This is a genomic window from Amycolatopsis sp. NPDC051372, from assembly GCF_040682095.1.
In the GTDB taxonomy this organism is placed as follows: Bacteria; Actinomycetota; Actinomycetes; order Mycobacteriales; family Pseudonocardiaceae; genus Amycolatopsis.
This window is the reverse complement of sequence record NZ_JBFBAF010000012.1, coordinates 156901-176004: the sequence shown is the minus strand read 5'-3', so window position 1 is coordinate 176004 and position 19104 is coordinate 156901. Positions and strand designations below refer to the sequence as shown.

The 19104-nt window shown below is 71.2% G+C and carries 18 protein-coding genes and 2 pseudogenes; 15 read left to right on the top strand and 5 right to left on the bottom strand.

The features are described from left to right. The 15 genes and pseudogenes from AB0M56_RS20080 to AB0M56_RS20010 form a co-directional block, all read left to right on the top strand. The gene (locus AB0M56_RS20080; protein WP_364178129.1) at positions 1–1044 is read left to right on the top strand and encodes an ABC transporter ATP-binding protein; all 1044 of its coding nucleotides are present in this window, start codon (positions 1–3) and stop codon (positions 1042–1044) included. Between the two features lies 1 nt (position 1045). Further along, positions 1046–1984, top strand: coding sequence for a sugar ABC transporter permease (locus tag AB0M56_RS20075; RefSeq protein WP_364178126.1), 939 nt, complete (start codon positions 1046–1048; stop codon positions 1982–1984). Continuing rightward, positions 1981–2862 (top strand): carbohydrate ABC transporter permease, encoded by an 882-nt coding sequence (locus AB0M56_RS20070; RefSeq protein ID WP_364178123.1) that lies wholly within the window; start codon positions 1981–1983, stop codon positions 2860–2862. Before AB0M56_RS20075 ends, AB0M56_RS20070 begins: the two co-directional genes overlap by 4 nt. Before the next feature lie 149 nt (positions 2863–3011). Next, positions 3012–3572, top strand: a complete 561-nt coding sequence (locus tag AB0M56_RS20065) for an HD domain-containing protein (RefSeq protein WP_364178120.1) — start codon at positions 3012–3014, stop codon at positions 3570–3572. A gap of 62 nt (positions 3573–3634) precedes the next feature. Beyond that, on the top strand, positions 3635–4069 hold the full coding sequence (locus AB0M56_RS20060) for a L,D-transpeptidase (RefSeq protein WP_364178117.1): 435 nt from the start codon (positions 3635–3637) through the stop codon (positions 4067–4069). A gap of 70 nt (positions 4070–4139) precedes the next feature. Beyond that, positions 4140–5309 carry an MFS transporter gene (locus AB0M56_RS20055; RefSeq protein WP_364178114.1) on the top strand — a complete coding sequence of 390 codons (1170 nt, stop codon included), beginning with the start codon at positions 4140–4142 and terminating at the stop codon, positions 5307–5309. Positions 5310–5319: 10 nt separating this feature from the next. After that, on the top strand, positions 5320–6048 hold the full coding sequence (locus AB0M56_RS20050) for an alpha/beta hydrolase (RefSeq protein ID WP_364178111.1): 729 nt from the start codon (positions 5320–5322) through the stop codon (positions 6046–6048). A gap of 5 nt (positions 6049–6053) precedes the next feature. Beyond that, a complete protein-coding gene (tsaA, locus tag AB0M56_RS20045; protein ID WP_364178108.1) occupies positions 6054–6563 on the top strand; it encodes a tRNA (N6-threonylcarbamoyladenosine(37)-N6)-methyltransferase TrmO in 510 nt (169 codons plus the stop codon). A gap of 400 nt (positions 6564–6963) precedes the next feature. Beyond that, on the top strand, positions 6964–7587 hold the full coding sequence (locus AB0M56_RS20040; protein ID WP_364178105.1) for an LLM class flavin-dependent oxidoreductase: 624 nt from the start codon (positions 6964–6966) through the stop codon (positions 7585–7587). An 11-nt stretch (positions 7588–7598) separates the two neighbouring features. Beyond that, complete coding sequence (locus tag AB0M56_RS20035; protein WP_364178102.1) at positions 7599–7988, top strand: NAD(P)H-dependent oxidoreductase; 390 nt, start codon at positions 7599–7601, stop codon at positions 7986–7988. Next, positions 7985–9094 (top strand): 3,4-dihydroxy-2-butanone-4-phosphate synthase, encoded by a 1110-nt coding sequence (locus AB0M56_RS20030; protein ID WP_364178099.1) that lies wholly within the window; start codon positions 7985–7987, stop codon positions 9092–9094. Before AB0M56_RS20035 ends, AB0M56_RS20030 begins: the two co-directional genes overlap by 4 nt. Positions 9095–9172: 78 nt before the next feature. Continuing rightward, positions 9173–10150, top strand: coding sequence for a polyphosphate kinase 2 family protein (locus tag AB0M56_RS20025; RefSeq protein ID WP_364178097.1), 978 nt, complete (start codon positions 9173–9175; stop codon positions 10148–10150). A gap of 137 nt (positions 10151–10287) precedes the next feature. Then, positions 10288–11516 (top strand): annotated as a pseudogene (locus AB0M56_RS20020) (HAD-IC family P-type ATPase); the annotation flags it as partial. Next, positions 11423–12916, top strand: coding sequence for an HAD-IC family P-type ATPase (locus AB0M56_RS20015; RefSeq protein WP_364178094.1), 1494 nt, complete (start codon positions 11423–11425; stop codon positions 12914–12916). The pseudogene AB0M56_RS20020 and the gene AB0M56_RS20015, both read left to right, overlap by 94 nt. A gap of 45 nt (positions 12917–12961) precedes the next feature. Further along, positions 12962–13384 (top strand): annotated as a pseudogene (locus tag AB0M56_RS20010) (AAA family ATPase); the annotation flags it as partial. Between the two features lie 103 nt (positions 13385–13487). On the opposite strand, the gene AB0M56_RS20005 reads toward AB0M56_RS20010, so the two are convergent. The 5 genes from AB0M56_RS20005 to AB0M56_RS19985 form a co-directional block, all read right to left on the bottom strand. After that, positions 13488–14411, bottom strand: coding sequence for a hypothetical protein (locus AB0M56_RS20005; protein WP_364178091.1), 924 nt, complete (start codon positions 14409–14411; stop codon positions 13488–13490). Then, the gene (locus AB0M56_RS20000) at positions 14408–15274 is read right to left on the bottom strand and encodes an ABC transporter ATP-binding protein (RefSeq protein ID WP_364178088.1); all 867 of its coding nucleotides are present in this window, start codon (positions 15272–15274) and stop codon (positions 14408–14410) included. Before AB0M56_RS20000 ends, AB0M56_RS20005 begins: the two co-directional genes overlap by 4 nt. Then, on the bottom strand, positions 15271–15675 hold the full coding sequence (locus tag AB0M56_RS19995; RefSeq protein ID WP_364178085.1) for a GntR family transcriptional regulator: 405 nt from the start codon (positions 15673–15675) through the stop codon (positions 15271–15273). The genes AB0M56_RS20000 and AB0M56_RS19995 overlap by 4 nt, the downstream gene beginning before the upstream one ends. Before the next feature lie 86 nt (positions 15676–15761). After that, positions 15762–18119 (bottom strand): arylsulfatase, encoded by a 2358-nt coding sequence (locus AB0M56_RS19990; protein WP_364178083.1) that lies wholly within the window; start codon positions 18117–18119, stop codon positions 15762–15764. A gap of 114 nt (positions 18120–18233) precedes the next feature. Further along, entirely contained in the window at positions 18234–19100 is an 867-nt protein-coding gene (locus AB0M56_RS19985; protein ID WP_364178080.1) for a LysR family transcriptional regulator, read from the bottom strand. Positions 19101–19104 lie beyond the last annotated feature (4 nt).

Sequence of the window (19104 nt, the reverse complement as noted above, 5' to 3'; positions counted from 1 at the left end):
ATGGCGGTCGTCGAGGTTCGCGACCTGGTCAAGCGGTTCGATGGCGGGCGGGTGCCCGCCATCGACCGGGTCAGCCTGGCCGCCGCGGAAGGGGAGTACCTGGTGCTGCTGGGCCCGTCGGGCTGCGGCAAGACGACCCTGCTGCGCACCATCGCCGGGCTGGAACAGCCGACCAGCGGCGACGTGCTGATCGGCGGGCACGTGGTGACCGGGCTGCCGCCCCGGGCGCGCCAGATCGCCATGGTGTTCCAGAGTTATGCGCTCTACCCGCACAAGAGCGTTCTGGCCAACATCGTGTTCCCGCTCCGGGCTGTGGGCTTGGCCAAGGAGGAACGCGAGCGCAAGGCCCGCTGGGCGGCGGGGCTCCTGGGCCTCGAACCACTGCTGCACCGCAAACCTCGGCAGCTTTCGGGAGGCGAACGGCAGCGGGTGGCGCTCGCCCGGGCGCTGGTGCGCGACCCCCAGGTGTTCCTCCTCGACGAGCCGTTGTCCAATTTGGACGCGAAGCTGCGCGCCAGCGCACGGGATGAGCTCAAGCGGTTCCAGGAGGATGTGGGAACCACGACGATCTACGTGACCCACGACCAGGCCGAGGCGATGGGGCTGGGCGACCGGATCGCCGTGCTCAACGCGGGCCAGGTCCACCAGGCCGGGCCGCCGGTGGAGGTCTACGACGACCCGGCCGACACGTTCGTGGCGACCTTCATCGGGTCCCCGCCGATGAACCTGATCCCGCACGCCGAGCTGCTGGTCGGGTTCCGCCCCGAGCACCTGCTGCCGGTCGAGAACGTCCCGGCCGGCGAGGGTGTCACGATGCCGCTGGCCGTGGAACGGCTCGAATACCTCTCCGGCGACCGGCACGTGTACGGCACGGTGTCGCGGATCGGCGAGCGCACCAGGGTGGTCGCCCGGCTGCCGGCCACAGTGGACACCGCGATCGCGGCGGGCGAGACACACGAGTTCGCCGTACCCGGTGCGCGCCTGCGGTTCTTCGACTCCGACAGCGGACAACGCGCCGAGCCGGTCCGCCTGGACGGTGGGTGAGATGGCCACCACCACCGACACGGTCACCACTCCCGCGACCGCGCCGGCGCGGCGCAGGCTGGCGGATCGCGACAGCCTGCTGGCGTGGGGTTTCCTGCTGCCCAGCATCGTCTACATTGTCGCGCTGGTCGGCGTTCCGTTCGTGCTCGCCATCGCGTTCGCGTTCTCGGACGTGACGGCAGGGGACCCGTCCTACGATTTCGTCGGCTTCCGCAACTTCACGAGGGTGTTCCAAGACCCCGTGTTCTGGCGGGCCTTGGGCAACACATTTGTGTTCACCCTCATCTCGATGGTCCTGATCGTGGTGCTGGGCAAGGTGCTCGCCAACATCCTCATCGCGGACTTCCGCGGCAAGTGGCTGGTCCGCTTCCTGGTCCTGCTGGCGTGGACGACGCCCGTGGCCCTGTCTTCGATCTCGTGGCTCTGGCTGCTGGATTCCATCTACTCGCCGATCGACTGGATGCTGCGGCAGTTCGGCGCGCTCGGTCCGGTCGAGAACATGTACTGGCTCGGCCAGCCTGGCCTGTCGATGGCCTCGGTGATCGCGGTCCACGTCTGGCGGCTGACCCCGCTCGCCGCGGTGATCATGATGGCCGGGCTGATGGCCATTCCCAAGGACATCGACGAGGCTGCGCGGGTCGACGGAGCCGGGTACTGGCGCCGGATGTTCGAGATCACCATCCCGCTGGTCCTCCCGGTGGCGGCGGTCGCCGCGCTGTTCGGCGCGATCTTCACGTTCACCGACATGGCCGTGGTGCGGGTGCTCACCCGCGGCGGCCCGAACGACGCCACGCAGGTGCTCGCCAGCTGGGCTTTCTACCGCGGCATCGACGGCGGCGACGTCGCTCAGGGCGCCGTCATCGCGCTGTTCCTGTTCCCGCTGTTGCTCGCCGCGGCGGTGCTCATCCTGCGCGCGGTGCGCCGGATCGAGGTGCGATGACCACCGCCGAGGAAGCCGGCCGGCTGCGGCAGCGATACGCCAGGCGCCACGTGCTCGCCCGGGTGGGCCTGTACCTGACAGCGATCGTGGCGGCGCTGATCTGCGCGGCGCCCTTCCTGTGGAGCCTGATCACGGCGTTCAAGCAGAATCGCGATTTGTACAACCCGCAGAACAACCCGTTCGTGTTCAACCGGCCGCCCACCGCGGACCACGTCGGCTACCTGTTCACCGACACCGAGTTCCTGACCTTCGTGGCCAACACCCTGCTCGTCGGGATCCTGGTCGTGCTGATCACGCTCGCGCTCGGCCTGCCCGCCGCCTACGCGCTGGCGCGGCTGGACCGACCGTGGTCCGGGCCCATGGCGATCGGCATCTTCCTCGTTTACCTCGTGCCGCCCAGCCTGCTGTTTCTCGCGCTGTCGCGGCTCGTGGTGGCCGTCGGGCTCCAGGACTCGACGTGGTCGCTGGTCCTGATCTACCCGACCATCACCATCCCGGTCTCGGTCTGGCTGCTGATGGGATTCCTGAAGAACATCCCGAAGGACATCGAGGAACAGGCCATGGTCGACGGCTACAGCCGGGTGGGTGCGTTCGTGCGGGCCGTCCTGCCGCTGGCGTACCCCGGCATCATCGCGGTGGTCGTGTTCGCCTTCACCCTGACCGCGAGCGAGTTCATCTACGCGCTCGCCTTCGTCGCCCCGACGGACCAGATGTCGGTGAGCATCGGGGTGCCGACGCAGCTGGTGCGCGGTGACGTGTTCTTCTGGCAGTCGTTGCAGGGCGCCACCGTGCTGGTGGCCGTGCCGATCGCGCTGGTGTTCACCTGGTTCCTGGACCGGTTCGTCGCCGGTTTCACGATGGGCGCGGTCAAGGAATGAGCAGCGCAGCGGCTTCCTGACCGAGTACAGGCCATCGGATCGACCTCGGGGGCCGCGCAACCCTTCGGGAACCTGACGGCGTCGATGCTTCGAGGCCGAGGCCGCCTAGGCTGAGCGCAGGAGATCGCCGACCCGGGGAGTACGCAGACATGGCTGACGAGCCGACCGCGCTGGCCGCCTTCGGTTACGAACTCGGGGTGCTCAAGCGCGTCCGCCGGACGGGCTGGTGGCAGGCCGGCGTGCGTGATCCCGAGTCCGTGGCCGAGCACAGCTTGCGGGCGGCTCAGCTCGCGGCGTTGTTGGCCGCCGAGGAAGGCGCGTCACCGGAGCGCGCGGCGTTTCTGGCGCTGTGGCACGACACGCAGGAGACCCGTACGGGTGATCTGCCGCATTCGGCCGGACCCTACCTGGTGAAGCCGGACCCGCGGGCGATCACGGCGGACCAGACAGCGGCGTTGCCGTCGCGTGCGCGTGCGGTGGTACGCGAGGCCGTCGACGAGTACGAGACGCGGGAGTCCGCTGAGGCGCGTTGCGCCAAGGACGCCGACAAGCTGGAAATGCTCCTGCAGGCGCTGGAGTACCGCTCATCGGGTGTGTCCACAGTGGATGAGTGGGTCGACTCCGCGTGTGCCGGGTTGTTCACCTCGACCGCCCGCCGTCTCGCCACGGCCGCGTTGACGTTGCCGCCGTTGTCGTGGCGCACGCTGTGATCCTTTTGGTTGGAAACTCGCCGGCCGGGGAATTCTTCCAGTGACCGACGGGAGGCAGAACGATGAAGTGGAGGATCACGGCAGCCTTGGCGGGCGCGGCGGCGGTCGCGGCCACGATCGGCTTCGCCGACAGCGCGAACGCGGCCACCGCGCCGTGCAGCACCCAGGCGAAAGCCTGCGTGCAGCTGCACACCGGCACGGCCTGGCTGACGGACAACGGAAACGTCGTCCGCGGCGGCGTGCCCATCACGGTGGGCAAACCCGCGTACCCGACACCGGCCGGCACGTTCCACGTGCAGTACAAGGACATCGACCACTACAGCAAGCAGTTCAACGGGCCCATGCCGTACTCGGTCTTCTTCACGACCACCGGCGTGGCGTTCCACCAGGGCAGCCTGAAGGTGCAGTCGCACGGCTGCGTCCACCTCTCCCACGCCGACGCGGTGGCGTTCTACAACGCACTCCACCCGGGTGACGTGGTCCAGGTTATGAAGTAGGACGGTTGTGAAGTAAGTCGGCCGGCCCCGGAGCGCTCCCGCGTTTTCGTCGCCCTGGCAGGATGGCCGGGTGGTGGTGCGGGGGGAGCGGCTGGGGCGGGACTTCGCGCGGGTCTGGGCGGCCGCGTCGGTCTCGGTGGTCGGCGACGGTGTGCGGGTGGCCGTGCTGCCGCTGCTGGCGGTCGCGGTGTCGCCGACACCGAGCGCCGTCACCGCCGTCGCGGTGGCCGGTGCGGGGCCGTGGCTGGTGTTCTCGCTGTTCGGCGGTGCTCTGGCCGACCGCTACGACCGCCGCACGTTGATGTGGCGCACGGACGCGGCGCGCGCCGTGGTGGTCGCGGGTGCCGCCGCGTGGGTGTTCGTCGCGCCGCCGCCGCCGCTCGCGCTGCTGGTGGCGCTGGCGTTCGCGCTGGGGTGTGCCGAGACGGTTTTCGACAACGCGTCCACGGCGATGCTGCCCGACATCGTGGCGCCGGCGCGGCTGGATGCGGCGAACGGCCGTCTGCAGGGCAGTCACGCGGTCGGGTTGCAGTTCGTCGGGCCGCCGCTGGTGGTGGACGCGGCGTCGTTCGCGCTGGCGGCTCTGCTGATGTGGTTCGTCCGGGCGCGGCCCGCTGTGCCGGCCAAATCCGGCCGTTCGATGCGCGCGGACATCGCCGAAGGCGTGCGCTGGCTCTGGGGTCACCACGGGCTGCGGCTGCTCGCGATCGAGCTCGGGCTGGCCGCATTGGCGGTACAGCTGGCGACGTCGGTGCTGGTGCTGCTCGTCGTGCAGACGTTGCACGCGCCGGAGTTCGCCTACGGCCTGGTTCTCGCGTCGGGCGCCGCCGGTGGCGTATTGGGGTCGTTCGTCGCGGGGCCCCTGAAGCGCCGGTTGCCGCTCGGTGCGCGCATCGGTCTCGCCATCACGGCCATCGGCGCCGCGCTCGTGGCGGCATCGTTCGCGACGTCCGTGGTGCTTGTGGCCGGAATGTACGCGCTGGGCAGTTTCGGCATGATCCTCTGGAACGTGCAGGCCGTGTCGGTGCGCCAGCGCCTGGTCCCGCGCGAGCTGCGCGGCCGAGTGAGCAGCGCCTACCGCCTGATCGGCTGGGGTGGCATCCCGCTCGGTGCGGCCCTGGGCGGCGTCCTCGGCACCGCGGCGGGGGTCCGCACGCCGATCCTGGTGGGTGGCTGCCTGGTGCTCGCTTCGCTCGTGCTGATTCCGAAACTGGCGAAGCTGGAGCCGGAATCTCGCTAGGCTGGCCGGTATGGATCTTTCCGTGCGGTACGGGCCCGAGCCCGACCAGCTCGCCGACGTGTTTCTCCCCGCCACGACCGCCCCCGCTCCTCTCGTTCTCGTGCTGCACGGCGGTTCCTGGCGCCTCGACGTCGACCGCGGATACGTCGAACCGCTGGCCCGGGCGTTGCCGCACTACGGGTTCGCGGTGGCCAACGTGGAGTACCGGCGCCCCGGTGGCGGTGGCGGTTGGCCCGAGACCTTCACCGACACGGGCCTCGCCGTGGACACGCTCCCGGGCCTGATCGAGGCCGCGGTGCCGGGCCGCGTCGACCCGGCGCGGGTGGTGGTGCTGGGCCACTCGGCCGGCGGCACGCTAGCGCTGTGGGCCGCGCACCGGCCCGGCGCGCCCGCGGTCGTCGCGCTCGCTCCGGTGGCCGCGCTCGCCGACGCCCACCGCCGCGACCCCGAAGGTCCGGTCGGCACCCTGCTGGGCGGTGGCCCGGACGACGTGCCGGAGCGCTACGCCGAGGTCGATCCCGCCGCGCTGGGCGCGCCGCCCGGGCCCGTCGTCCTCTTCCATGGCGAGCTCGACTCCGCCTTGCCCACAAAGCTTTCGAGCGACTACGCCGCCGCGATCGGCGCGGAACTGGTGCTGGTGCCCGGCGCCGACCACCTGGATGTGATCGTGGCGGACGGCCCGGCGTGGCCCGCGCTGGTCGACACCCTCGCCAAACTGTCCACAGTGGATCGGTCCTGAATGGAGTGTCCCCTGCCCGTCATCGGTACGTCCGCACCGCCCACACGGAACTCGAACGCACCCCGGTGCAGGTCGGCGCCAACCGCGGTGAGGAAGGCGTGCTCGGGCTCGCCGAGGAGTACGTCGAAGGCCTCGACGGGCTGGCCGGCTTCGATTACGCCTGGCTGCTGAGCTGGCTCGACCGCCCGGACCGGCCCCTGACCAGCCTCACCCAGGTGCCGTACCTGCTGCGTCGCGAGCAACGGCGCATGGGCATCTTCGCGATGCGCGGGCCACGGCGGCCGAACCCGATCGGGCTGAGCCTCGTGCGGCTCGTCGAGGTCTCCGGGCACACGGTGCGTTTCGCGGGCGTCGACCTGCTCGACGGCACGCCGATCCTCGACCTCAAGCCTTACGTCACCGCCTTCGACCGCCCGCCCGGCGAGCCCGGCAGCGGCTGGTTCGACGACGTCACGGTGGCCGAAGGCACCACCCGGGAGGACCTCGCGCCGCCCGGGGAGACGGGGAGGTGTTAGCCGCGCTAAGGGATCGAGTCACAGAACGCCGCTGGTCGTGGCCGCGGCGCGAACCTAGCGTCGATCGTGGCCCTGATCCCCGACGACGCCAAGGAGACCCCCAGTGCACCCCCTCCATGATCCTGACGGCCGCGCTGATGCACGGCCTCGGCATGCACACCGGCGCGTGGGTGGCGCGCGAAGGCGACGCCGGTGACCACCTGACCCCCGCGCTGTACAAGGACATCGCCCGCACCGCCGAGGCCGGCAAGCTGCACGCGATCTTCCTCGCCGCGCAGATGACCAACCAGGAGGTCGGCACCGAGCGCCCGTGCGGTGCGCTCGATACCGTCACCGTGCTTTCGCTGATGGCCGGGACCACCGACAAGATCGCGACCAAGCCGCCAAGTACGCCGACGTGGTGTTCACCGCCCAGCACGTGCTCGAAGACGCCGTCGCCTTCCGCGACGACATGCGCCGCCGCGCCGCCGGGTACGGCCGTCACCCCGACAGCATCAAGATCCTGCCCGGCATGTCCGTGGTCCTCGGCGCAACGGAGCAGGACGCGCAGGAGCGCAAGCAGCTGATGGACGCGGTCTTCGGCGTCACCGCGAACATCAAGAAGCTCTCCAAGCGCGTCGGCCTGCCGGTCGAGGTGCTCAAGCTCGACGAGAAGTTCCCGGCCCACCTGCTCGGCCCCGACGAGGAGTTCACCGGCTCGATCGGGTTCCGCCGCAGCATCGTGAGCCTCGCGGTGAAGGAGGAACTGACCGTCCGCGAGCTCATCGGCAGCTACGGCGGCGGCCACCACCAGGTCGTCGGCACCGCGGAGCAGGTCGCCGACCGGATGCAGGAACGCCTGCTCGCCGGCGCGGCCGACGGCTTCACGCTCATGGTCGACATGCTGCCCTCGGGTGTGCACGACGCCGTCGAGATGCTGGTGCCGCAGCTGCAGCGGCGCGGCCTGTTCCACACCGACTACGAGCACGACACCCTGCGCGAGAGCCTGGGCCGGCCCGCCCCGTCGCTCGTCCCGGCCGGCTGAAGGAGCCGATCATGACCGCATTGCCGAGTATCGGGGGAGACCCTGTGCGCGTGCTGGGGATCGGCGGCACGCTGCGGCCGGGTTCGACGTCGGAGCGTGCGCTGCGGCACGCGCTCGCGGCGGCCGCGGCCGAGGGAGCCGAGACCGAGCTGATCACGGCCACGGAGCTGACCCTGCCGATGTACGACCCGGGCGTGGCGCCGCTGACCGACGAGGCCGTGCGGCTGCTCGAAGCCGTCCGGCGGGCCGACGCCCTTGTGCTGTCCGTGCCCGGCTACCACGGCGGGATCTCCGGGCTGCTGAAGAACGCGCTCGACCACCTGCAGGAACTCGCCGACGACCAGCTGGCCACGGTGGGCCGGCAGGTGTGCGGGTTCGCGCGGTTGTGGAGTGCCGCGTGACGCTGTCACCGGCCCGGGAGGTGGTCGCGGCCGGCGGTGTCACGAACGCCGCCACGGCGCTGGCCCGGGGTGAGGTCGTGCTGGTCGCGGGCGAGGCGGGGGCGGCGCTGGTCGCCGCCGCCGAGCTCGTGACCGGCGAGACGGCGCGGTTCCTGGCCGCCCACGGCGGGCCGGTCGGCTGCGCGCTGCCCGGCGCGCGGCTCGACCGGTTGCGGATCCCGGCGATGGTGCCGGGCTCCGACGTCCACGTCGGGGTGGGGCACGGGTCACCGGCGCGCACTCTGGGCGCGCTGGCCGATCCCGCGACGCGGCGAGAGGACTTCCGCGTGCCCGGACCCGTGTTCCCCACCCGCACGCGTGAGCTCGGCGTGCTCGAACGCCCCGGCTTGGCCGAGGCAGCCGTGGACCTGGCCCGGATCGCGGGCTGCGAACCCGCCGCGGCGTTCGTGGAGCTCGACGCCGCGGCCGACGGGCTGCCGTGGGTGACGGTCACCGAGGGGGCGGCGTACCGGCAGGCGCGCGAGCGCCTCGTCGAACGTGCCGCGGACGCCCGGCTTCCCTTGGCGCACGGCGGTTTCCGGGCGCTCGGGTACCGCGACCTGATCGACGGTGGCGAGCACGTCGCCCTCGTGCACGGCGAACCGGAGCGCGGCTCGGTGGTGCGCGTCCACGTGGAGTGCCCGGCCGGCGACGCCTTCGGCACCCGGCACTGCGGGTGCGCGCAGGCCGTGCGCGATTCGCTCACGGAGATCACCCGCGCCGGGTCGGGTGGGCTGGTCTACGTCCGCGGCCGCCGCTCGCTGTGGGCCACGCTCGCGGAGTACCCGGTGCCGGGCGTCCGCACGGACCACGTGGCCGGCCAGATCCTGCGCGACCTCGGAGTGGGGACTGACCGCATCCGGCGTTCCACTGTGGACTTCCGACCGGAACCGTGCCGTGAAACCGGGTTCACGCCACACGCCTCACCCGAAACGGGTGAGGCCGCGCGCGTCGAAGGGCTCCACCGCGGGACCGCCGACCGCACGGATCCGCCGGCGCCCGCGCCCGCACGGCTGCTGAGGTGGGCGGTGTGCGGGCCGGCGGGATATCTCGCCCTCAGCAGGTGATGGGGAAACCCGCGGTCGTTGAAAGGTTCAGGCGTCGCCGGGGGAAGGGACCCTGGTCGGTGCGAAGAGGACTGAACCATGGCGGGCGATAAGCGGGCCGAGCGGATCGCGGAGTTCATCAGGCCGCTGCGCGTCGAGCCGGGGTCGAAGGTCCGCCTCTCCCGGGACTTCGACCCGGCCTACCGAGGCGACGTGCTGCGCAAGAAGGACGGCCGCGAGCTGCTCGCGGCGGGAGTCGCCCTGCTGGCGGACTACCAGCGGCGCCTGGCCGCCCAGAACACCTACGGCGTGCTGGTGTGCCTGCAGGCACTGGACGCCGGGGGCAAGGACGGCACGATCCGGCACGTGATGAGCGGCGTGAATCCGCAGGGCGTGCGGGTGAGCGGGTTCAAGGTGCCCTCGTCCGAAGAGCTGGACCACGACTACCTGTGGCGCTACGCGCGCCGGCTTCCCGCGCGCGGGGACATCGGGATCTTCAACCGGTCGCACTACGAGGAGGTGCTCGTGGTGCGGGTGCACCCGGAGCACCTGGACCACCAGCAGCTGCCCGCGTCGGCGCGACGCGGGCACGTGTGGGCGCGCCGGTTCCGGGAGATCAACGACTGGGAACGCTACCTGACCGACAACGGGTTCAAAATCGTGAAGATGTTCCTCAACCTGTCGAAGGAAGAGCAGCGCGCGCGGTTCCTCAGGCGGATCGACCGGCCCGACCGCAACTGGAAGTTCTCCGCGGCCGACGCTCGCGAACGCCGGTTCTGGGACGACTACCAGCGCGCGTTCTCCAAGGTGCTCTCGGCGACCAGCACGGCATGGGCCCCGTGGTACGTGATCCCGGCCGACCGCAAGTGGTTCGCCCGCACGTGCGCGGCCGCCGTGCTGGCGCACACCCTGATCGACATCGATCCCCAATACCCCACGGTGAGCGACGAGCGGCGCGACGATCTCCTCGTCGCGCGGGCGGAGCTGGAAAGCGAAGCACCCGCCGGCGCGCCGGCCGACCCGTACGCGGCGGCCGCCGAGAAGAAACGGGACAAGAAGAAGAAAAAGAAGCACTGACGGCCGCGGTTTCGGCTCACGGCGATCGGAGGGCGGAGATGGTCGCACAGGAGCACGCGCCGGCGAAAGAGCACAACTGGTACTCACGCACCCCCGGCGACGTGGCCTCGGCGTTCGGCGTCGACCTGGAGTTCGGGCTCTCCTCGGCGACGGCGGCGGAGCGGCTCAGCGTGAACGGTCCGAACGCGCTGCCCGAGGAGAAGCCGAAAGCGTCCTGGCTGCGGTTCCTCGACCAGTACCGCAGCTACATGCAGCTCATCCTGGTCGCGGCCGCCGTGGTGTCGCTGGTGATCAAGCAGTGGGGCACGGCCACGCTGCTGCTGGTGCTCACGGTGGGCAATGCGGTCGCGGGCCTGCGCCAGGAGGGCAAGGCCGAGAGCGCGATGAACGCGCTGAAGTCGATGATGAAGGCGACCGCGCGGGTGCGTCGCGACGGGGTCGAAGAAGCGGTGCCGGCCGAAGAGATCGTGGTCGGCGACGTCGTGCTGATCACGGCGGGTGACCAGGTCCCCGCCGACTGCCGCATCGTCGTGGCCAACGCGTTGCAGATCGATGAGTCGTCGCTGACGGGGGAAAGCACACCGGCGGTGAAGGACGCGGCCGCGTTGCCCGCCGGCAAGCTCGGCCCCGGCGACCAGTCGAACATGGCGTTCATGAACTGCCCGGTCACGCACGGCAGCGCGACCGTCATCGTGACCGGCACCGGCCAGGACACGGAGCTGGGCAAGATCTCCGGGATGCTGTCGGCCACGACGCGCGAGAGTCACCGCTGACGAAGCAGCTCAACACGCTCACGCTGTGGATCGCCGCGGCGGCCGAGATCACCATGGTCGTGATGTTCGTGCTGGGCCGCGCCCGTGATCTGTCGTGGGACGTCCTGTTCGTGAGCGCGATCTCGCTGGCGATCGCGGCCATCCCCGAGGCGCTGCCCACGGTGAGCCAGGTGATCCTCTCGCTCGGCAGCGTGGACCTGGCCAAGCGCAACGCGATCGTCAAGGACCTCCCTTCGGTCGAGACCCTCGGGTTCACCTCCGCGATCAACTCGGACAAGACCGGCACGCTGACGATGAACCAGATGACCGCCGTCGAGGTGGTGAACCACACCGACCGCTACACCGTGAGCGGCATCGGGTACAGCCTCGAGGGCAAGGTGCACCACGCCGCCGGTTCGGCGGCGGTATCGAGAGCGCGATCCTGCCCTACCTGGTCGCCAGCGACGCGAAGATCGTCGACGGCAAGGTCGTCGGCGATCCCACGGAGGGTGCCCTGCTCGTGCTCGGCGCCAAGGCCGGCCTTGACGTCGACGCGACGCGGGAGAAGCTGCCGCGCACGGCGACCTTGCCCTTCGACCCGTCGTACAAGCTGATGGCCACCTTCCACCCGACGACCGACGAATCGGGCCGGGAGGTGGTGCGCTGCTTCGTGAAAGGCGCCGCGCCCGCGGTGCTGGACCGCGCCGCGACCGCCTTGTCGGGCGGCGAGTCCGTGCCCTGGGACGACGGAGTGAACCGGCGGGCTCGCGACCGCATGAAGAGCATGGAAGCGCAGGGCCGACGCGTGATGGCCGCCGCCCAGTGCGACCTCGACCCGGCGGCGTTCGACGCCGAAGGCGACTTGCTGTCCTACGTGACCTGCCTGCAGGTGATGAGCCTGGTCGCGATGGTCGACCCGCCGCGTGAGCAGTCCAAAGCCGCGGTGGCCAGTGCACAGGCGGCCCACATCCGGGTGCGCATGGTGACCGGCGACGACGTCACCACGGGCGCGGCGATCGCGAAGCAGCTCGGCATCCCGGGTGACGCCGTGCTGGGCTCGGAGTTCGCGGGCCTGACCGAGGCCGAACGGCTTTCCCACATCGACGACATCGGCATCGTGGGGCGCGTTTCCCCGGAGCACAAGGTGATCCTGGCCGACACGCTCAAGAAGAAGGGCGACGTCGTCGCCATGACCGGCGACGGTGTGAACGACGCGCCGGCCATCAAGGCGGCGGACCTCGGGATCGCGATGGGCAGCGGCACCGACGTCGCGAAGAACGCCAGCCGGATGATCCTGTCGGACGACAACTTCGCGACGATCGTGTTCGCCGTCGAGCAGGGCCGCAAGATCTACGACAACCTCACGAAGTACATCCGCTTCGTCCTGGTGCTGCTGGTCGTGTTCGTGCTGACGTTCCTGGGCGCCAGTCTGTTCAACATCGCCGCCGGGGAGCCGTTCACGCCGGCGCAGGTCCTGTGGATCCACTTCGTGGTTAACGCGCCCTTCGGGTTCGCCCTCGGCTTCGACCGCGAAACACCGGGGCTCATGGGGCTGAAGCCGCGGCCGCGCGGCGAGTCCGTGCTCACCCGCCCGGTGTTCATCACCGTCGGGCTCTCCGGGCTGGCCGTGACCGTCGGACTGCTCCTGCTGCTTTCGCTGGGCCAGGCGTACTACGGCAGCGCCGAGGTCGCCACCACGATCGCGTTCACGGCCTTCGCCCTCTGCCTGATCGTGGCGGCGGTCGAATGCCGCAGCGAGACGGGGACCGCACTCACGATCGCCACGTTCGACAGCAAGCAGATGAACTGGGCGATGCTGGGCGAGTTCGTGCTCGCGGTGCTGGTCATCAAGATGGACGCCTTCCACAAGCTGCTGGGCACCACGGACCTCACGCTGACGCAGTTCTTCTGGGCGCTGGTGCCGGCGGTTGCGCTGTTGATCCTCTGGGAAGCCGGCAAGGCCGTGGCGCGGTGGCTGAAGGGGAGCGGCGCGCACCGGGTCACTCGCACCTGAGGAAAGGTAAAGGAACCATTACCTTTTGTCGCCCGTTGTCAGGGCATGGAGCGCACGGTGATCGAGCTCGGGAGCAGCGACCTGCTCGTGGTGGCGGGACTGCCCGGAGCGGGAAAGACGACCCTGCTGCGCCAAGCCGCCGGCTCCTTGCGCGTGCTCGATTCGGACCAGGTCCGCGGCCGCCTCGGAGCCGTGTTGCCCACCGCTGTGCCGTACCGGCTCTACCGGCCGGTGGTGCACGTGTGCCACCGCGCGCGGATCGTGCTGTTCGCGGCGCTGCGTCGCGGGCCGCTGGTCGTGCACGAGCCCGCGACCCGCGCCTCGACCCGGCGGTGGCTCGGCCTGGTGGCCCGGAGCACCAGGCGTCCGGCGCGGTTGCTGTGGCTGGACGCGACTGCCGAGGAGGCACTGGCCGGCCAGCGGCGCCGGGCCCGGATCGTGCGGAGCCGCTCGTTCGCGCGCCACGTCGCCAGGGCCCGCGTCGTGCGGGAGGAACTGCGCGCGGGGCGGGTGCCCCCGGGCTTCGCCGACGCCCAGGTGCTGACCCGCTCCGCCGCGCCGCACGTGGTGCTCAGGCCAAGCGCCGGCGGACCCACCAGAACGCCCCTGCCACGCACAGCGCGGCCGGCAGCACGAACAGACCCGCCTCGCACAACTGCAACGTCCAGAACCGCCCGGCCGGCTGCACGGGGTACAGCCGGGTGAACCCGGCCGAGGCCAGCCGGTCGACCGGCTCCATCCCCGGGATCGGGGGCCGCGGGATCCCGGCCAGGGCCAGGGTTTCGTCGTAGCCGTGGATCACGCCGGCGCCGTCGCGGAACACCTGCGTGCCGACCGTGAGGTCACCGACGTGGGTCTGTTCTGTGAGCACGGGGGAGAACAACCGCGGGCGCACGAGGTTCTTCACGACCACGATCACCGGCAGGAAGCCCACGAGCGCCACAGCCGCGCCGGCGAGCGTCTGCCGGAGTACCGCGCCGCCAGCGAGTCCGAGCGCGAACCCGAACAGGCAGGTCGCGGGGAACGAGACGAGCCCGAAGTCGAAGGTCGGGAACCGGCCTTCGCGCTGGATGGAGGGGGCGAACCACCACGCGTACGCGGCGGCGAACACCAGCCCGTACGCCACGGAGAACGCGCCGCCGAGCAGCACCTTCGAGCCCAGCCACCGGCCGCGGTTCACCGACTGCGTCCAGGTGAACCGGAACGTGTGGTGTTCCAACTCCGCCGCCACGACGGGCGCGCCGAGGAACATGCCGAGCGCGGCGGGCAGGAGCGTCAGCAGCAGCTGCGCGTAGTTGTGCACGAAGGCGATCAGCGCCGGCCAGTCACCGCACCGCGGGTCCGGTGCGCCGGCGAAGCAGTCGGGCAGGCCCACTGTGGACAGCGAGCCTCGCATGTCGGCACCCATGGCCACGTAGCCCGCGGCCAGTACGACGAACAGGGCGGCGAGGCCCAGCAGCCGCGCCCGGTCCTGCCGCCAGGAAACCCAGATCACGCTGCGACCTCCTTCGGCCGCCCGGCTGCGAGGTGGTGCAGCACGAGATCTTCCAGTGAAACCGGCTCGGCGTGCCAGCCCGGCGGAAGCTCCGGCCGTGGACCGCGCAGGAGCATCGTGGCCGCGTCGCCCCGGCGTTCGCACGACAGCGGGAGGCTTCGGACCTCGTCCACAGTGGACGCCGGCCCGGTGAGCCGCACGTGCTCCGCCATGAGGTCGTCGACGTCGCCGGACAGCACCACCCGGCCGTGGTCGAGCACCACGAGGTGGTCGCACAGCCGCTCCAGCTCGGACACGACGTGCGAGGACAGCACCACCGTGCAGTCGTGGTCGGCCTTCGCCGCCATCAGGCTGCCCATGAGGTCGCGGCGGGCGAGCGGGTCGAGACTCGCGACGGGCTCGTCGAGCACCAACAGCTCCGGTCGCCGCGCGAGGGCGACGCTCAGCGCCACCTGTGCCCGCTGGCCCCCGGAGAGCTCGCCGACGCGGCGTTGCAGCGGAATGCCCAGCTCACGCACGCGGTCGAGCGCCACGCGGTGGTCCCAGCGCCGGTTGAGCCGGCGCGCGGCTTCGAGCATCTCGCGCACTCGGAACGACTCATAGAGCGAATGCCGCTGGTCGAGGTACGCGACGCCGTCGGTCGGCTGTCCCGGCTTCACCAGGCGGCCGAACAGCTCCAGATCCCCGGCCGAGGGCCGCAGGAGCCCGGCCAGGAGGTTCAGCAGGGTCGACTTCCCCGCACCATTGGGTCCGACGAGGCCGACCACGCGACCCTCGCCGATTTCGAGTGTGCAATCCCGAAGCCCCCAGGCGCGACCGTAGCGCCGGCCCAGGGCATGGGTCGCGATCGCCGCTGTGCTCACTCGTTCTCCTTCCCGGAATGTTTTCCGATGCGCAGGAGCACGGACGAAACGAGGGCCTCGACGTCGGCGACGGTCAGGCCCGACCCGCGGGCCTCGTTGATCCACCGCTCCAATGCGGCGCGCAGCTGTGCCTGCCGTTCGGGCGACACGCCCGCCTGGTCGTCGCGCGCGACGAACGTGCCCATCCCGGGCCGGCCGCGCACGATGCCGCGGTGGTCCAGTTCGCGATACGCCTTCTGCACGGTGTTCGGGTTGATCACGAGCCGGCGCGCGACCTCCTTGACCGTCGGCAGCCGGTCGCCCCGCTTGAGCTCACCGAGCCGCACGGCGTGCTCGACCTGCCGCACCAGCTGCAGGTACGGCGGCACACCCGAACCACTCTCGAACCGGAACTCGAACACCGTGTCCGTTACCCCTGTATCCGTTACCCCAATTGACTAGGCAGCTAGGTTAACGGCTGGTCAGAGTGCTGATCATCCAGGGGTGGTCACTGGGCGCCCATGATCCGTCGCTGCAGGCCACCGTCGGATTCCGCCACTTCGGCGGCCGGACCGAGGTCGATCCGGACCGTGTGCACGAGCCCTGTGAACGCATTGGTCCCGGCGGCGTAGGCGTCGGACACCGGCGTGCCGAGGTCGACGCCCACGTCGAGCGTCTCGTCGAACGAGAAGTAGTACGCGATCGTCCGCTCGACGCGGGCCGCCGCGAGCTTCTCGCCGTCGGAGGTGAGCACGGCTTCGCCGCCGAGGCCGGGCCCGCCGCCGTCGTAGGTGAATTCGAGGCGCAGCTCGTGCCGGCCCGGGGCGAGCGGGTCGGTCGCCGCCGCGGTGAAGTGCTCGAGGCCGAAGTAATTGTAGACGTAGACCGGGCGGCCGTCGGCGAAGTACAGCGTCCAGCCACCGAAACGGCCGCCCTGCGCGATAACGACGCCGGACGCGGGCGTGGCGGGCAGGTCGAGGTCCGCCGTGACAACGTGGGAGCGGTTCTTGACGTTCGGCGTGGTCTCCTCGGTGAAGCGCCGCATCCCGCCGCGGTAGGTCACCGACGTCCGCGCGCCCAGCAGGTCGAGCCGCCCCGCCAGCACCGGGTTCTCGCGTTCGGTGACGCGGTCGTCGAGCGGGAAGACCTGGTGTTTCGCCGCCTCCACGAGGAAAAGGTCCTGCAGCTCCCGCAGTTTCGCGGGGTGGTCGGCGGCGAGGTCGCGGGCCTGGCTCGGATCGCGGGTGAGGTCGTAGAGCTCCCAGACGTCGTCGGAGAACGGCCGCCGCTTCGTCGCCACCATCTCCCACGGCACACCGTGGCGCGTCACCGCGGTCCAGCCCTCGTGGTAGATCCCGCGGTTGCCGCACATCTCGTAGTACTGCGTGTGGTGGCGCTCGGGCGCGGCCGCGTCGGTGATCGTCTCGCGCAGGCTCACGCCTTCGGTCGGCTGCTGCTGCACGCCGTCCACGCTGTGGGGCGCGGGAATGCCCGCGCAGTCGAGGATCGTGGGCAGCACGTCGATCACGTGGCCGTACTGGTGGCGCAGCCCGCCGGCTTCGGCGCCGCCCGCGGGCCAGTGCAGGATCAGCCCGTCGCGGGTGCCACCGAGGTGCGAGGCGACCTGTTTCGTCCACTGGTACGGCGTGTTCAGCGCGAGCGCCCAGCCGGCCGGCGCGATCGGGTAGGTGCTGGGGTCCCCGATCTCGTCGAGGTGGCGGATCATCTCCTCCGGGTCGTCGACGAGTCCGTGGCCCAGCCGGTGTTCCACGAGGGTGCCCTCGACGCCGCCTTCGCCCGACGCGCCGTTGTCGCCGAGCAGGTAGAGGAACAGTGTGTTGTCGAGTTCGCCCAGCTCGTCGAGTGCGGAGACGAACCGGCCCACCTGCGTGTCGGCGTGTTCGACAAACCCCGCGAACGTCTCCATGAACCGCGCGGCCAGCCGTCGGCGGGTGTCGTCGAGCTCGTCCCAGCGCGGCACGCCTTCGGCCCACGGCGCGAGTTCGGTGTCCCCGGGCACCACGCCGAGCTCCTTCTGCCGCGCCAGCGTCAGCTCCCGCTGCCGGTCCCAGCCGTGGTCGAACCGGCCGCGGTTCCGCTCGCGCCATTCGCGGCCGACGTGCAGCGGCGCGTGGGCGGCGCCGAGGGCGAGGTAGGTGAAGAACGGGCGGTCCGGCGTGAGCGTGTGCTGCGTGCGCACCCAGTCGACGGCGTGGTCGACGAGGTCCTCGGTCAGGTGGTAGCCCTCCTCCGGCCGCCGGTCGGGTTCGACCGGCGTGGTTCCCTGGTACAGCAACGGGTACCAGTGGTTCATCTCCGCGCCCAGGAAGCCGTAGAAGGTGTCGAACCCCTCGCCGGTCGGCCACCGGTCGAAGGGGCCGACCGCGCTGATCTCGCGCGGCGGCGTCTGGTGCCACTTGCCGAACGCGGCGGTGCTGTACCCGTTGCCGTGCAGGATCTGCGCGAGCGTGGCGGCACTGCGCGGGCGAAAGCCGTGATAACCCGGCGCGGAGGTCGCCATTTCCGTGGTGCCGCCCATGCCTACGGAGTGGTGGTTGCGCCCGGTCAGCAGCGCCTGGCGGGTCGGTGAGCACAGCGCGGTGACGTGGAAGCGCGTGTAGCGCAGCCCGCCGGCCGCGAGCCGGTCGGCTGTCGGCATGGCGCACGGGCCGCCGAACGCGCTCGACGTGCCGAAGCCCAGATCATCGGCCAGCACCACCACGACGTTCGGTGCGCCCTCCGGCGGGGGCACGGGCCCGATCGGCGTTCCCTGGCCGCGCTGCTCGCGCACGTCGAGTGCCGCCGGCGCGGGCACAGGGACGTCCGGGCGCGGCAGGACGTGACGCCCGGCGGGGAACGCGGACATGAAGGGCTCCTTCCGAAGTGGACGCCAACGAGCTTCACAGCGCCACGCCCTCGGCGGCCAGGCTCCGGCCGGGGATGGCCCAGACCAGAATCCGATCGGGCCCAGAGGTGATCTTTATGGCGTCCCGCCGGCCAGGACCAGGAACCGTTCGGCCGCGGGGGACAGCGGCCCGGCGCGCCAGACCATCCGGCCACGTCGCAGCAACGGCGGGTCCAGTGGCACGGTGATCGCGCCCTGGCGGCGGGCGTCCTCGGCCATCGCGCGGGGCAGCAGCGCCGCACCGGCCCCGGCCAGCACGAGGGGCACGATCATCGCGCGGTGCTCGGTCTCCACGACGACGCGGGGCTCGGCCGTGCCGCGCAGGGCTTCCTCGACGATCCACCGCGTCGCCGTGCCCGGCGGGGTGGTGACCAGGTCCAGCGCGGCGAGCTCGGTCACCGGCAGCACGTCGCGCACCGGCGAGTCCGCGGGCAGCACGGCGAACACCTCCTGCTCGGCGAGGTCGAGCCCGGCGAGCCCCGGCGTTTCGGCACCGGACTCGACGAGCCCGACCTCGCTCTGTCCATTTCGGACGCGGTTCACGACGTCCGAGCCCGTCTCCGGCGCCCGCACGCGCACGAGGACCCGGGGGTGCGCCGCGCGGAACCGGCCGAGCAGCTTCGCGAGCGGGTCGACGGCGAGCGTGGTCTGCGACGCGAGGTCCAGCGTCCCGCCGCCGAGACCGAGGACCTCGCGCACGGACGCGTCGGCCGTGCGCAGGTCGCGCAGGATCTGCCGGGCCGGGGCGACGAGCGCCGTGCCGGCCGGCGTCAGCGTGGCGCCGTGGGGCAGACGGTGGAACAGCAGCCCGCCGAGCTCCTTTTCCAGCGTGCGCACGGCGTGGGAGAGCGACGGCTGCGCGACGTGCAGCCGCCGGGCCGCGTTGGTGAAGCCGCCGTGGTCGACGATGGCGAGGAAGTACTGAAGCTGGCGGCGTTCCATCCCC

Excerpts from the sequence above, each read along its gene's own strand:
- AB0M56_RS20080 (WP_364178129.1), top strand. The coding sequence starts at position 1 with ATGGCGGTCGTCGAGGTTCGCGACCTGGTCAAGCGGTTCGATGGCGGG.
- AB0M56_RS20075 (WP_364178126.1), top strand. The coding sequence starts at position 1,046 with ATGGCCACCACCACCGACACGGTCACCACTCCCGCGACCGCGCCGGCG.
- AB0M56_RS20070 (WP_364178123.1), top strand. The coding sequence starts at position 1,981 with ATGACCACCGCCGAGGAAGCCGGCCGGCTGCGGCAGCGATACGCCAGG.
- AB0M56_RS20065 (WP_364178120.1), top strand. The coding sequence starts at position 3,012 with ATGGCTGACGAGCCGACCGCGCTGGCCGCCTTCGGTTACGAACTCGGG.
- AB0M56_RS20060 (WP_364178117.1), top strand. The coding sequence starts at position 3,635 with ATGAAGTGGAGGATCACGGCAGCCTTGGCGGGCGCGGCGGCGGTCGCG.
- AB0M56_RS20050 (WP_364178111.1), top strand. The coding sequence starts at position 5,320 with ATGGATCTTTCCGTGCGGTACGGGCCCGAGCCCGACCAGCTCGCCGAC.
- AB0M56_RS20035 (WP_364178102.1), top strand. The coding sequence starts at position 7,599 with ATGACCGCATTGCCGAGTATCGGGGGAGACCCTGTGCGCGTGCTGGGG.
- AB0M56_RS20025 (WP_364178097.1), top strand. The coding sequence starts at position 9,173 with ATGGCGGGCGATAAGCGGGCCGAGCGGATCGCGGAGTTCATCAGGCCG.
- AB0M56_RS19990 (WP_364178083.1), bottom strand. The coding sequence starts at position 18,119 with ATGTCCGCGTTCCCCGCCGGGCGTCACGTCCTGCCGCGCCCGGACGTC.
- AB0M56_RS19985 (WP_364178080.1), bottom strand. The coding sequence starts at position 19,100 with ATGGAACGCCGCCAGCTTCAGTACTTCCTCGCCATCGTCGACCACGGC.